This is a genomic window from Ignavibacteriota bacterium (assembly GCA_016707525.1).
GTDB lineage: Bacteria > Bacteroidota > Ignavibacteria > UBA10030 > UBA6906 > JAGDMK01.
Window position 1 is genome coordinate 114,218 of the sequence record JADJHP010000001.1, and the last position, 14,187, is coordinate 128,404.

The 14,187-nt window shown below is 62.0% G+C and carries 12 protein-coding genes; all 12 read left to right on the plus strand.

From position 1 onward, the window contains the following. Positions 1–34 precede the first annotated feature (34 nt). Positions 35–1,258: a DUF2088 domain-containing protein gene (locus tag IPI01_00430; GenBank protein MBK7256298.1), complete on the plus strand. Its 1,224-nt coding sequence runs from the start codon at positions 35–37 to the stop codon at positions 1,256–1,258. Next, positions 1,146–2,783, plus strand: coding sequence for a glucuronate isomerase (gene uxaC, locus IPI01_00435; protein MBK7256299.1), 1,638 nt, complete (start codon positions 1,146–1,148; stop codon positions 2,781–2,783). The genes IPI01_00430 and uxaC overlap by 113 nt, the downstream gene beginning before the upstream one ends. Continuing rightward, a complete protein-coding gene (gene kduD / locus IPI01_00440) occupies positions 2,780–3,535 on the plus strand; it encodes a 2-dehydro-3-deoxy-D-gluconate 5-dehydrogenase KduD (GenBank protein MBK7256300.1) in 756 nt (251 codons plus the stop codon). Before uxaC ends, kduD begins: the two co-directional genes overlap by 4 nt. A 60-nt stretch (positions 3,536–3,595) precedes the next feature. Then, complete coding sequence (gene kduI / locus IPI01_00445) at positions 3,596–4,429, plus strand: 5-dehydro-4-deoxy-D-glucuronate isomerase (protein ID MBK7256301.1); 834 nt, start codon at positions 3,596–3,598, stop codon at positions 4,427–4,429. Positions 4,430–4,453: 24 nt separating this feature from the next. Then, positions 4,454–5,737, plus strand: a complete 1,284-nt coding sequence (locus tag IPI01_00450; GenBank protein MBK7256302.1) for an MFS transporter — start codon at positions 4,454–4,456, stop codon at positions 5,735–5,737. A gap of 120 nt (positions 5,738–5,857) precedes the next feature. Beyond that, positions 5,858–7,105: a glycoside hydrolase family 88 protein gene (locus IPI01_00455; GenBank protein MBK7256303.1), complete on the plus strand. Its 1,248-nt coding sequence runs from the start codon at positions 5,858–5,860 to the stop codon at positions 7,103–7,105. Next, positions 7,102–8,172 (plus strand): LacI family DNA-binding transcriptional regulator, encoded by a 1,071-nt coding sequence (locus tag IPI01_00460; protein ID MBK7256304.1) that lies wholly within the window; start codon positions 7,102–7,104, stop codon positions 8,170–8,172. Before IPI01_00455 ends, IPI01_00460 begins: the two co-directional genes overlap by 4 nt. A 41-nt stretch (positions 8,173–8,213) precedes the next feature. Continuing rightward, positions 8,214–9,434: a pectin esterase gene (locus IPI01_00465; GenBank protein MBK7256305.1), complete on the plus strand. Its 1,221-nt coding sequence runs from the start codon at positions 8,214–8,216 to the stop codon at positions 9,432–9,434. A 41-nt stretch (positions 9,435–9,475) separates the two neighbouring features. Continuing rightward, complete coding sequence (locus IPI01_00470; GenBank protein MBK7256306.1) at positions 9,476–10,723, plus strand: hypothetical protein; 1,248 nt, start codon at positions 9,476–9,478, stop codon at positions 10,721–10,723. A 19-nt stretch (positions 10,724–10,742) separates the two neighbouring features. Continuing rightward, entirely contained in the window at positions 10,743–12,158 is a 1,416-nt protein-coding gene (gndA, locus tag IPI01_00475; protein MBK7256307.1) for an NADP-dependent phosphogluconate dehydrogenase, read from the plus strand. A gap of 21 nt (positions 12,159–12,179) precedes the next feature. Next, a complete protein-coding gene (locus tag IPI01_00480) occupies positions 12,180–13,262 on the plus strand; it encodes a sugar kinase (protein ID MBK7256308.1) in 1,083 nt (360 codons plus the stop codon). Positions 13,263–13,624: 362 nt separating this feature from the next. Then, entirely contained in the window at positions 13,625–14,176 is a 552-nt protein-coding gene (locus IPI01_00485; GenBank protein ID MBK7256309.1) for a hypothetical protein, read from the plus strand. The last annotated feature ends 11 nt before the right edge of the window (positions 14,177–14,187 follow it).

Below are 14,187 nucleotides of genomic sequence, written 5' to 3' on the forward strand. Positions count from 1 at the left end.
CGGATCGGCCACCGACCGCATCTCTCCTGACGAGATGCGCACTGCCCTGCACGCAACCCTGCGTGCACTGGGGTCCAGGAGGAAGGTGCTTCTCGTGCCTCCCGATATTACCCGTGCGCATTCGCAGGCCGGTCCGCTGACGCGGATGGCCGTGGAGCACTATGGTGAGGCGGTGGGCGGCATCCTTCCCGCGATCGGAACCCACGAAGCGATGTCGGAGCATGAGATCGAAGCGATGTTCGGCGACCTCCCGCGCTCCCTGTTCCGCACGCATGATTTTCGCACGGGGGTGGCGACCCTCGGCGAGGTGCCGGCGGAATTCGTCCGCTCGGTGTCGGGTGGTGCCGTCGAGTACCCCGTCCCGATACAGGTGGCACAACTCATGAACGAAGGAGGCTTCGACCTCATCCTCTCCATCGGACAGGTCGTTCCGCACGAGGTCATCGGCATGGCGAACCAGACGAAGAACATCTTCGTCGGTACCGGCGGCGTGGACAGCATCCACCGGACGCATTTCCTGGGCGCCGCCTACGGCATGGAACGGATCATGGGCCGCGCCGATACGCCCGTCCGCCGGGTGCTGTCCTATGGTGCGGATCATTTCGCGAAGCACCTGCCCATCGTCTATGTGCTCACCGTCGTGGGCACCGACCCGTCCACAGGGAAGCTCGTTGTGCGCGGGTTGTACATCGGCGACGATGATGCGACATTCCAGAAGGCGGCCGCGTTGTCGCTCGAGGTGAACTTCATCCTCGTGCCGGAACCGCTCCGCAAGGTCGTGGTGTACCTCGATCCCTCCGAGTTCAAGAGCACATGGCTCGGCAACAAGAGCATCTACCGTACGCGCATGGCCATCGCTGACGGCGGGGAACTGATCGTCCTGGCGCCGGGCGTGGTCAAGTTCGGTGAGGATGCGCGCATCGACGGACTTATCAGAAAGTACGGCTACGTCGGCACCCGTGAGGTGCTGGAGCTGGTGAAGAAGAACGCGGATCTGAGCGCCAGCCTGAGCGCCGCGGCGCACCTGATGCATGGCTCGTCCGATGGCCGGTTCTCCATCACGTATTGCCCGGGTGGCGTGTCGCGCGAGGAGATCGAACGCGCGAATTTCCGCTACGAGCCCCTGGCGCCGATGATGCAGAAGTATGATCCGGCAACACTCCGTGACGGATTCCAGACGATGCCGGACGGCGAGCAGATCTTCTACATTTCAAATCCTGCGCTCGGGCTGTGGGCGCATCGCGACAGGATGCAGTGACAGGGAGGTGACGGTGGCACAAGCGAAGCGGAGATCGAAGTCGAAGCGTCCGGCACCCCGCCGGCGGCCCTTCATCGGTGAAGAATTCCTGCTGGAAACCAAACAGGCCCGCCGGCTCTATCATGAGTTCGCGGAAGACCTGCCGATCATTGATTATCACTGCCATCTGGACCCGAAGAGCATCGCGGTGGACCGCCGCTTTGCGACGATCACCGAGCCGTGGCTCGAGGGCGACCACTATAAGTGGCGTGCGATGCGCACGTGTGGGGTGGATGAACGCTTCATCACCGGCAATGCGACCCCCTGGGAGAAGTTCGAGAAGTGGGCAGAGACGGTCCCTCGGACACTCCGCAATCCGCTCTACCACTGGACACATCTGGAACTCCGCCGGCCGTTCGGGATCACGAACACGCTCCTCGGCCCGGATACCGCAAAGGGCGTCTGGGAGAAATGCAATGCGCTCCTGGCGAAACCGGGCTTCACCACACGCGGGATCATGAAACGGATGAACGTCGAGGTGGTCTGCACGACGGATGACCCGATCGATTCGCTGGAACACCATCGTGCGATGGCAGCCGACCCGACGATGCCGGCGGCGGTGTACCCCGCATGGCGCCCCGACAAGGCGATGGCGGTGGACAACCCCGTGACGTACGTGGGCTATCTGCTGAAACTATCGGCCGCGGCGGATATGGAGATCCGGTCCTATGATGCGCTGCTCGAGGCCCTGAAGAAGCGGCATACCTATTTCCATGAGAACGGCTGCCGGCTCTCCGACCATGGACTGGATGAGGTCTATGCCGAGGACTACAGCGTGCAGGGCGTCCGTGATCTGTTCGGGCAGGTTCTGACCGGCAGGACCCTCGATCCGATGGCCGCGCGCAAGGTGAAGTCCGCTATCCTGCATGAGCTTGCGGTCATGGACGCGGAACGGGGATGGGTGCAGCAGCTTCATCTGGGCGCATTGCGGAACAATAACACCCGCATGATGCGCACCCTGGGTCCGGATACGGGGTTCGATTCGATCGCGGACTGGCCGCAGGGCGCGCCTCTCGCCCGGTTCCTGGACCGCCTCGATGATAAAGAAAAGCTCACGAAGACGATCCTGTATAATTTGAATCCGGCGGACAACGAACTGATGGCCACGATGATCGGGAACTTTCAGGACGGCTCCGTGGCAGGGAAGATGCAGTTCGGGTCCGCATGGTGGTTCCTGGACCAGCGCGAGGGGATGATCCGTCAGCTCGAGGCCCTGTCGGCAATGGGGATGCTCGGCCAGTTCATCGGGATGCTCACGGATTCCCGGAGCTTCCTGTCGTACCCGCGCCACGAGTACTTCCGGCGGATCCTGTGCGCGATGCTCGGCGACGACATGGCGCGCGGGATGATCCCGGACGACCTTGCACTTGTCGGCGCGCTGGTCCGCGATGTCTGTTACGAGAATGCACGCCGGTACTTCCCGTTCCCGGTCTACGCGGAATCGTCATCCAAGTCACCCCTCCACCGCTCAAGGAAACACTCATGACCCCATCTTTTGACCTCACAGGTTCTTCCGCCATCGTCACCGGTGCCAGCACGGGGCTCGGCAAGGGCATGGCCCTTGCGCTCGCGACGGCAGGAGCGGATATCCTGCTTGTCGATCATGTGTCGAGCAGCGACACTGCCGCCGAGATCCAGAAGCTGGGACGGAAAGCGCAGGTGTTGAGCGTGGATCTCATGCAGATGTCCTCAATCCCGCTCGTCGTGGAGACGGCCATTGCGGCGTTCGGCAAGGTGGACATCCTGGTGAACAATGCAGGCATCATCCGCCGCACGCCGGCCATCGACTTCAGCGAGAAGGACTGGGACGACGTGATGACGATCAACAGCAAGACCGTCTTCTTCCTGAGCCAGGCCGCCGCAAAGGATATGATCAAGCGGAAGTACGGCAAGATCATCAATGTTGCATCATTGCTTGCGTTCCAGGGTGGCATCATCGTGCCGTCGTATGCCGCGAGCAAGGGCGCCGTGGCGCAGGTGACGAAAGCCCTGGCGAATGAATGGGCGGCGCTGGGCATCACGGTCAACGCTGTTGCCCCGGGGTATATGGCGACGAATAACACCAAGGCGTTGCGCGAGGACCCGGCACGGAGCAAGTCCATCCTGGACCGTATTCCGGCGGGCCGCTGGGGTTCGCCCGAGGATCTCGGTGGGGCAGCGGTGTTCCTTGCATCGCATGCATCGGACTATGTCACCGGCCATGTCCTCGTCGTGGACGGCGGCTGGATGGCACGGTAACACGCATCACCACGTTCCGGTGATGAAACTACAGTAGGTCAATGAACTTTCGAGGAAACGATGGATATCCGGTATTTGCCTGATGATCGCTCGTACGAGCGTTGGACGACGGAAGAGCTCCGGCGGGCGTTCCTGCTGGACGGACTGTTCGTCCCCGACGAAGTGAGAATGGTGTACTGTGATGCTGACCGTGCGATCGCGGGTGGAGCGGTGCCGAGGAGTGGCGCGCTCGTGCTCGAGGCGACGAAGAAGGAGATGGCCGCGAACTACTTCACCGAGCGGCGCGAAGTGGGCGTGGTGAATCTCGGTGGCGACGGCGTGGTCCGCACCGATGGCGTGGATCATGTGATGCGTTTCCGCGACATGCTGTACATCGGCCGCGGGACGAAGGAAATCTCCTTCACGAGTGCGAGCGCGGATGCCCCGGCTCTCTTCTACTTCGCGTCGTATCCGGCGCACGCATCGTATCCGACCACGCTTGCTCCGCGGGAAAACGTGGACCAGTCGCATCTGGGTTCGATGGAATCGGCGAACAAGCGGACCATCAACCGGTACATCCATACGGGGGGCGTGCGGAGCTGTCAGCTGGTGATGGGACTGACGGAACTCGCGCCGGGGAGTGTCTGGAACACCATGCCCCCGCATACGCACCAGCGACGCATGGAGATCTACCTGTACACAGGGCTTGGGAAGGATGACCTCGTCGTGCATCTGATGGGGCGGCCGGATGCCACGCGCAATGTGCTTGTGCGTGATCTGGAGGCGGTCATCTCGCCGCCGTGGTCCATCCATTGTGCGTCCGGGACGAAGAACTATCTCTTCGTCTGGGCCATGGGCGGTGAGAACCAGGAATTCGGGGATATGGATGCGGTGGCCATGTCCGATCTGAAGTAACAACCTCACAGGAAAGATTCTTTGATGGCAGCTTCCGCGCTTTCGGCTGAACAGGCTCCTCCGGGCGGACGGTACCGCTGGACGATCTGCAGTCTGCTCTTCGTTGCAACCACGATCAACTACATCGACAGGCAGGTGCTCGGCATCCTGGCTCCCGATCTGCAGAAGGCGATCGGGTGGAGTGAGATCGAGTACGGCTACATCGTGGTCGCGTTCCAGGCGGCGTATGCGCTGGGCCTTCCGCTGTTCGGCCGCTTCATCGACCGGTACGGCACGAAGCTCGGCTACACGATCTCGATCGTCGGGTGGAGCGTGGCCGCCATGGCGCATGCCCTGGCATCTTCGGCACTGTCCTTCGGCATCGCGCGGGCGCTGCTCGGCGTGAGTGAGGCAGGCAACTTCCCGGCATCGATCAAGACGACCGCAGAGTGGTTCCCCAAGAAGGAGCGGGCGCTGGCGACGGGCATCTTCAATTCAGGAGCGAACATCGGTGCGGTGGTGGCGCCGGCAACGGTACCGTGGCTTGCGGAGCACTGGGGGTGGGGCGGTGCGTTCATCGCGACCGGCGCGATCGGGTTCTTCTGGATCATCGCGTGGTTGCTGCTGTATGAGCGCCCTGAGATCAGCAAGCGGGTGAGCAAGGAAGAACTGGCGTTCATTCTGAGTGACAGGGAAGAGGCAACGAAGGAGAAGGTGCCGATGGCCGTGCTGTTCAGGCACAAGGAGACATGGGCCTTCGTCCTTGGCAAATTCCTCACCGATCCGATCTGGTGGTTCTATCTGTACTGGCTGCCGAAGTTCCTGCACACGCAGTATGGCCTGACGCTGACCAATCTGGGGCTGCCGCTCATTGCCATCTATACCATGACCACCGTTGGCAGCATCGGTGGCGGATGGGCATCGTCGCGCCTCATCGCCTCGGGCTGGGCCGTGAACAGCAGCCGCAAGCTGGTCATGCTGATCTGTGCTCTGCTTGTCGTCCCCATCATCTTCATGTCCGGCAGCTCCAACCTGTGGATCGCCGTCCTCTTCATCGGCCTCGCCGCCGCCGCACATCAGGGCTGGTCCGCGAACATCTTCACGCTCGTATCGGACATGTTCCCGAAGAAGGCTGTGGGTTCGGTGGTCGGGTTGGGTGGTATGGCCGGTTCCGTGGGTGGTATGCTCTTCTCGATGACCGCGGGGTATCTGCTGGAGTGGACGGGCAGTTACATGACTCTGTTCTACATTGCCGGGTCCGCGTATGTTCTCGCTCTGGTGGTGATCCAGGTGCTGGTGCCGAAGATCAAGCCGCTTGAGGGGATCTAAGCGCACGATCCCCATTGTGCGGGAATGAACCGGGGTGAGGGCGAAAAGGGTGGTTCGTACGTTACGAAAGTAAACGTTAAAGTAACGGAGGCAGCCGTGGCAGTGAACGCGGTGAAACGAATGAGGAGCACGAGGAATTCGAGGAACGCGTATCTCCTGTTCCTTGCGATCACCCTGCCGGTGCTGGTGTTGTCATGTGCACCTTCCCGGACAGCGGACCATCCGACGGCGAGGCGGATCGTGGATCCCTCGCTCCCCTGGTCGGCCCGCATCGCGCAGAGTTTCGTACTCCGGCATCCCGGCGGCGTGTCCTGGGATTCTCTCACGACGTCGCAGGCCTGGAACTACGAGCATGGACTCATGCTCGTCGCGTTGCACAAAGCGTGGCAGCATACCGGTGACGGGCAGTACTTCGAGTTCATCAAGCAGAACATGGACCGGTTCATCGCGCCGGATGGCTCGATCCGTACGTACAAGCGGACGGAATTCAATCTGGATCAGATCGCCGCGGGGCGGGCGTTGTTTCCGCTCTTGAAAGCATCGGGCGAGCAACGCTTCATGATCGCGGCAGATACCCTCCGCCAGCAACTGCGCGATCATCCGCGCACGAAAGAGGGCGGGTTCTGGCACAAAGAGATTTATCCGTGGCAGATGTGGCTCGATGGGCTGTACATGGCCGAGCCGTTCTATGCGACGTACGCGGTGATGCACAACGATACGGCTGCCTTCACGGATATCGTGCGGCAATTCCGCTACGTGCACGCGCATACGAAGGACCAGCGCACCGGGCTTCTCTATCATGCATGGGACGAGAGCCGGTCGCAGCGGTGGGCCGATCCGAAGACCGGGCAGTCGCCCAATTTCTGGTCCCGCGCCATGGGCTGGTACATGATGGCGCTGGTGGATGTCCTCGATATCCTGCCGCCGGCGCATCCGGGCAGGGCTGAGCTCATCGCGCTGCTCCGGGATGCCGCGCCGGGGATCGCCAACCATCAGGATCCGGCGACCGGATTGTGGTGGCAGGTCACCGATCAGCCGGGCAGGGAAGGGAATTACCTGGAAGCGTCGGGGTCGGCGATGTTCGCCTACGCCTTCGCGCGGGGCGTTCAGCGAGGCTGGCTCGACCCGGCCTATGGTGTGAAGGCGAAGGCGGCATTCGAAGGACTCACCACCAGGCTGGTCACGGTGTCGCCAGAAGGGTTCGTCGACCTCCATGAGACGTGCCGGAGTGCGGGTCTTGGCGGCAAGCCGTACCGCGACGGGAGTTATGCGTACTACATCAGTGAGCCCCGGCGTCTCAACGACTTCAAGGGTGTGGGTCCCTTCCTGCTTGCGGCCATCGCCCTGGAGGAAGGTTGGACGAAATGAAGAAGCAGTCCCATATCACGCTTGCGGACATCGCGGGGCGTCTCGGCGTATCGCGCGTCACCGTCTCGAAGGCACTGCGCGGACACCCGGATATCTCGGAGGGGATGTCCAAGAAGATCCGTCGCCTGGCGAGCGAACTCGGCTACAGTCCGAACCGCATGGCACGGAATCTTTCCGCGCGGCGCTCGCACCTGCTCGGGCTCGTGGTACCCAAGATCGCACACTTCTTCTTTGGTTCGGTGATCGAATCGGTGTACGCGAAGGCCCTCGAGCAGAAGTACGAGACCATCCTCATGGTGTCGCACGAGAATGAGGAGCAGGAGATCCAGCATCTCCAGACGCTCGTGTCCATGCGGGTGGATGGCATCATCATCTCCGTTTCAGCGCGATTGAAGGACATCAAGATCTATGAGTGGGTCCGCCAGATGGGGATCCCGTTGCTCTTCATGGACCGCATCCCCGACCCGCAACCCAAAGGATCGACGGCCGTTCTGGTGGATGATTACGGCGGGAGCATGAAGGCGATCGAACAAGCCATGGCTGCCGGCTATACGACCATCGCCTGTATCGGCGGCGACACGAATGTGAACATCGGCCGCAACCGTGTGCAGGGGTACACCGATGCGCTCACCCGTCACGGGCTCGAGATCAGGAAGGAATGGATCGTTGCGGGGGGGTACGGGACCGATGTAGGCTATCACGGGTTCATGCAGTTGCTGGAATCGGGCCCCCTTCCGCGCTGTATCTTCACGGTGACGTATCCGATCGCCCTCGGCGTGTACGCGGCGGCGAAGGCACGCAAGATCCGGATCCCGGAGGATGTGGATGTCATTTGTTTCGGTGACAGCGATGTCGGCGGATTGCTCACCCCGGCGCTGAGCTGCGTGAATCAGCCCACACAACGCCTCGGTGAAGGATCCGTGAAACTCATGATGGAAATGATCGAGCATCCTGATTCCGTGGCACCGGGGAACCGGATCATCCCCACGGAAGTGATCGTCCGGGAAACGTGCGTCGCGAAGGGGAATCGTCCGCTGTCCTCCGTACTCGGCGGTGCCGGGAGATGATCGCATGACAGCCCGCGCCATAGGGATCACCGGAGCTTCTCGTGGCATGCCCTGTCGACGCGTGGAGCAGGGGGCCTAAGGAGATCGTGGTCGCGCAGGATGGATCGGGCGACCACCGCACGATCCAGGCGGCGATCGAGAGTCTGCCGGCGGACGGCAGGCCGGCGACGATCTTCATCAAGAAAGGCCTCTACCAGGAGAAGCTCTTCCTGACCAGGCCGTATGTCACGTTGGTGGGGGAAGACCGGATCGCCACACGCATCGTCTATCCGGAACTCCGGAAGAACTGGATCGCCGCGCACGGTGGGAGCGATTGGGGCGCTGCCACGGTGAACATCGACACCCTGGCGCACGATATCACGCTCGCGAATCTGACGATCTACAACAACTACGGATCGCTCTACGGCGACCATGATCATCAATTCGCGATCAGGGGATCGAGCACACGCATCATCCTGCTCGGATGCGATGTGATCGCGGATGGCGGCGACACGATCAGCCTGTGGGACCATGAGAACGGCATGTACTATCATGCCGCATGTTCGTTCGAGGGATGGGTCGACTATATCTGTCCGCGCGGCTGGTGCTTCGTACGGGACTCCCGGTTCTTCGGCCACAATGTGCCGAGCGCAAGCTTCTGGCACGACGGCAGCAAGAACAAGAGCATGAAGTTCGTGATCACGGACTCCTTCATTGATGGCGTTGCGGATTTCCCGTTGGGGAGGAATCACCGCGACGGGCAGTTCTTCTTTGTGCGTTGCCGGTTCTCGGCGAACATGGCGGACCGTCCGATCTATCATCCATCGACGAGCCCGACAGAGTGGCAGTGGGGTGCCCGGCAGTATTACTGGGGGTGCGAGCGGACCGGGGGCGACTATGCGTGGTTCGCGGACAATCTCGCGCAGGCCGATCCGCCGGTGCGCGGAGAGCAGATCGGGTCACGCTGGGCATTTGACGGGCGGTGGGACCCTGAGGGAACGCTGCCCTCGTTGCTGCCTCACGCGATAGCCCCATCGCCGGCGAACGCTGTGCGGGGAGTACCGGCTGGTGCAGTAACATTGCAGTGGGTGCCTGCACGCAGGGCGCGAGCACAGCGTATCGTGCTCAGCCCCGGGGGAGCAGAGGGCGTCGAGATACCGGGGGAGGCGCGCCGTTGGATAGCCGGCACGCTCGCCCCTCACACAACGTACACCTGGCGCGTGGATGCGCTGGGGATCGCGGATACCGTCCGCGGTACGACCTGGACCTTCACCACCGAGTGAGCGGTGGGGGTTCGACTGAGACACATCGAGAAGGAAAGAGCATGACGATCGAAAAGTACTCCATGGGAATAGGTGACCGGTTCGGCATGGAAGGCGTTGCACAGTTGCGTGCGCTTCAGGCCGCTGCGGAACAGGGCGTGACCGTGGTCCCGGTCTGGAATAAATCATACCGTGAGCACTCCATCATCGGGACCGGCCCGCAGGATACGCTGCTGGCGGCACAGGCTGCCGTCGCGGCGGCCGGGTGGACGAAGCCGTACTACCTCGATGCTGACCACATCGGGCTCAAGACGCTCGAACATTTCACCGGGTCATGCAATTTCTTCACGATCGACGTCGCCGAAATGATCGGGAAGCCTGCCCCCGCGGCGGATGTTGACGCCTATGTCAAGGCCATGGAGCGTTTCAAGGGGACCCTGCGCATTCCGGGGATGAGCGCGCCCATCACCGTCGATGAGCCCCTGCTCCGCACCATTGCAGGGAAGTACCTCCATGCCGTGCAGGAAGCCGGTCAGATCTACCGGAGCATCACGTCCCATCTGGATGCGGCCGCGTTCGTCCCCGAGATGTCCCTGGATGAAGCCGATGCGCCGCAGACACCCGCCGAGCTGTTCTTCATTCTTGCCGCCGTGGCGCGTGAGGGTGTACCCCTGCAGACGATCGCTCCGAAATTCACCGGCGATTTCCTGAAGGGGATCGACTACGTGGGCGAAGTGCCATTGTTCGAACGTGATTTCCGCGACGACCTTGCGGTGGTGAAGCACGCCATCGGTCTCTTCGGGCTGCCCTCCAATTTGAAACTCAGCGTGCACACGGGGAGCGACAAATTCTCCCTGTATCCGCTCATGCGGAAGGCTCTGCTCGAATCAGGCGCCGGACTGCATCTGAAGACCGCAGGCACCACGTGGCTGGAGGAAGTGATCGGGATCGCTGCCGCAGGTGGGGATGCCTACCGGTTCGTGCAGGACATGTATGAGAATGCGCTCGGCAGGTACGATGAGCTGCTGAAACCGTATGCGACGGTGGTCCGGATCGACCGTGCGAACCTGCCCACGCCCGCGGAGTTGCGCGGATGGACCCCGGCGCAGTTCGTGGAAGCGTTGCGGCACGACCAGGGTGCGCGGCGGTACAGCACCGATCTGCGGCAGTTCATTCATGTGTCGTTCCGCATTGCCGCAGAGGCAGGGGAACGCTACCGCGAGATGCTCCGTGCGTGCAGGAGCACCATCGAACAGAATGTCACCCACAACCTGTATGACCGCCATATCAAGCCGTTGTTCATAGGATAAGAGGAGAGTGAGGATCACCATGGGCAATCAACAAATTGGCATCATCGGACTCGGCGTGATGGGTGAGAACCTGGCGCTGAACATCTCCCGGAACGGGTACAGTGTTGCGGGATTCGACCTGGACGCGGCGAAGGTGAAGAGCTTTGCGGACCGCACTGCCGGTGCCAATGCCGTGGCTGCGTCGTCGTTGCCGTCGTTCATCGCATCGCTCGGCGTTCCGCGGGTCATCCTGATCATGGTCCCGGCCGGTAAGGCGGTGGACGCCGTGATCGATGAACTCCGGCCGCACCTGCAGTCGGGCGACATGATCATCGACGGCGGGAACACGTACTTTGCTGATACCGAGCGGCGGCTGAGATCGCTGGACGGCACAGGCATCCTCTACGTGGGCACCGGCGTCAGCGGTGGCGAAGAAGGTGCGCTCCGCGGCCCGGCGGTGATGCCGGGCGGCGATGCGGCCGCATGGCCCCGCTTCAAGCCGATCTTCCAGGCCATTGCGGCGAAGGCAGAGGATGGGGCCCCGTGCTGTGAGTGGATGGGCAAGGGCGGTGCCGGGCATTTCGTGAAGATGGTCCACAATGGCATCGAGTACGGCGATATGCAGATGATCTGTGAGGCGTACTGGCTGATGGAGAATCTGATGGGCATGACGCCCGCCGAGATCAGCACCGTGTTCCATGAATGGAAGAAGGGTGAGCTGAGCAGCTACCTGATCGACATCACCGCGGACATCCTCGCCAAGACCGATCCCGAGACCGGCAAACCGATGGTGCATGTCATCCTCGACACAGCGGAGCAGAAGGGGACCGGCAAGTGGACCAGCCAGGTGGCGTTCGACCTGGGAGTTCCGGCGCAGACGATCGCCGATGCGGTCTTCGCCCGCATGCTGAGCGCGCTGAAGAAGGAACGTGTCGTTGCGTCCGTGGCACTTCATGGGCCCGTGGTGAAGTTCACCGGCGACCGTGCCGCGATGATCGAGAACATCCGCCGCGCCCTCATGTGTTCGAAGATCTGTTCCTATGCACAGGGCTTCCAGCTACTCCGCGCGGCGAACGAGGAATACAAGTGGGACCTGCCGTTTGGCACGATCGCGTCCATCTGGCGTGCGGGCTGCATCATCCGTGCGCAGTTCCTGGGGAAGATCAAGGCGGCCTATGCCACCGATCCTGCATTGCCGAATCTCCTGCTCGATCCCTATTTTGCCGGCGTGATCGGCTCGTACCAGGGGGCGTGGCGGACCGTGGTCGTTGCCGCGGTGGAGAATGGCATTCCGGTGCCGGCCTTCATGAGCGCGCTGTCATACTTCGATTCCTACAGGTCGGACCGGCTCTCGGCGAACCTGCTTCAGGCGCAGCGCGACTACTTCGGTGCCCACACGTATCAACGCGTGGACAAGCCCGGGAAATTCCATACCCAGTGGATCGAATCTCACTGAACAAGCACAAGGATGACTGCAATGGACACAGGTTTGAATATTCGCAAGGAAGGCGCACTCGATCTCCTCTCCCTCGGTGCCCTTGTGCACCGTCTCGATCCGGGGATCATCCCGTTCCGGAAGGCGACCGAATGCGCGATCCACGTGAGCGGCGGTGAATTCAACGTCGCGGCGAACCTTGCCGACTGTTTCCGGATGAACACCGGCATCGTATCGGCCATGGTCGACTATCCGATCGGCGATCTGATCGCCGAACGCGTGCGTGCCATGGGCGTGAAGCCCTTCTACAAGCGCTTCGCGCATAACGGCGTGAACGGCCCCAATATGGCCACCGTGCTCAGCGACCGGGGCCAGGGCGTGCGTCCGCCGGTCGTGTTTTACAACCGTTCGAACGAAGCGGCGGCGCAGTTGAAGCCGGGAGATGTGGATTGGAATGCGATCTTCGCGAATGGCGTGCGCTGGTTCCACAGCGGCGGCATCTTCGCATCGCTCTCGGAGACCACCGGTGCCTTGATCATTGAAGGGATGAAGGCAGCGAAAGCGGCGGGGGCGGTCACAAGCTTCGATCTGAACTTCCGCGAGAAGCTCTGGGCCATCTGGGGCGGCGAGAAGAAGGCAGTGGAAGTGATCGGGCGCATCGTGGAGAATGTGGACGTGCTGGTCGGCAATGAAGAGGACCTGCAGAAAGGGCTCGGGATACCGGGGCCGGATGTCCATGCGACCTCGAAGCTCGATCCGTCGGCGTTCTTCAGTATGATGGGGAACGTGCTGAAGAAGCATCCGGGCGTGAAGGCGGTGGCGACCACGCTGCGCGATGTGCATTCGACGAACCATCACAGTTGGAGTGCGGTGGCGTGGATGAACGGACAGACCTACACCGCGCCGACCTGCGAGCTGACCGTGCTGGACCGTGTCGGCGGTGGCGATGGTTTCGCCAGCGGGTTCATCTACGGACTCCTCACCGGCGCATCGCCGGAAGAGTCGATCCGGCTGGGATGGGCGCACGGCGCACTGGTCACCACGTTCCCGGGCGATACGACCATGGCCACGGTGGAACAGGTGCGGGCGTTCGCCAAGGGCGGATCTGCCCGGATCCAGCGCTGACGTGCCATGAGACCCACACGCATCATCCGTTCATCGAACACGTGCCGTTCGTCCTACGGCACGTGCGTTCTCTTTGTCCTCGCAGCCCTGATGCTCTTCCCCGCGCTTCCGCCTCCGGCGGAGGCGCAGGGGCGAGCAGCACCGTGCCGGTGTGGCCATCTGTCGGCAACGCATGCCTGCGCGGGGAGACACCCTGGTGCTGCTCGACAACTACTATAATAGTGAATGGCGGACGGACAGTTCAGGTATGCGCGTCCGTTATCACTATGTGTGGCACGATACCACGAATTCCGGCTTCTCGATCCTCGGGGGGATCATCCGCGGTCTGGGAGCATCCACCGATACGTTGTGCCGCAGACCGGATGCGGAGCAACCTGAAGAGGGCCGATGTGTATATCATCGTCGACCCGGACACACCGCAAGAGACCGAACATCCTTCGGCAATGGACTCAACAGCCGTCGATGCTGTGGCAAAATGGGTCTGCCAGGGTGGTGTCCTCGTGCTTCTGGGGAATGACCGCGGGAATGCCGATCTGCAGACCCTCTCGGCACTCGGGTCCCGCTTCGGGATCACCTTCAACGAGGACAGCAGGAACAGGGTCATCGGGAAAGCATTCCAGATGGGCGCCTTCGATTCGCTGCCTTCCCACCCGATGTTCAGCGGCGTGAAAAAGGTGTACCTCAAGGAACTCAGCACGCTCGCGCTCGTTCCGCCCGCGCAGCCGCTGTTCTCCGATAGCGGGCACGTCGTGATCGCCACTGCACGGTGGGGCGACGGGTTGGTGTTCGCCGTGGGTGATCCATGGTTCTATGACGAATACATGGATACAAGGAGACTTCCCGCCGACTACGACAACGCGAAAGCCGCGGAGAATCTGTTCCGGTGGCTCCTGCAGAAACAATGGAAACGCTGATGGCCCGCCTC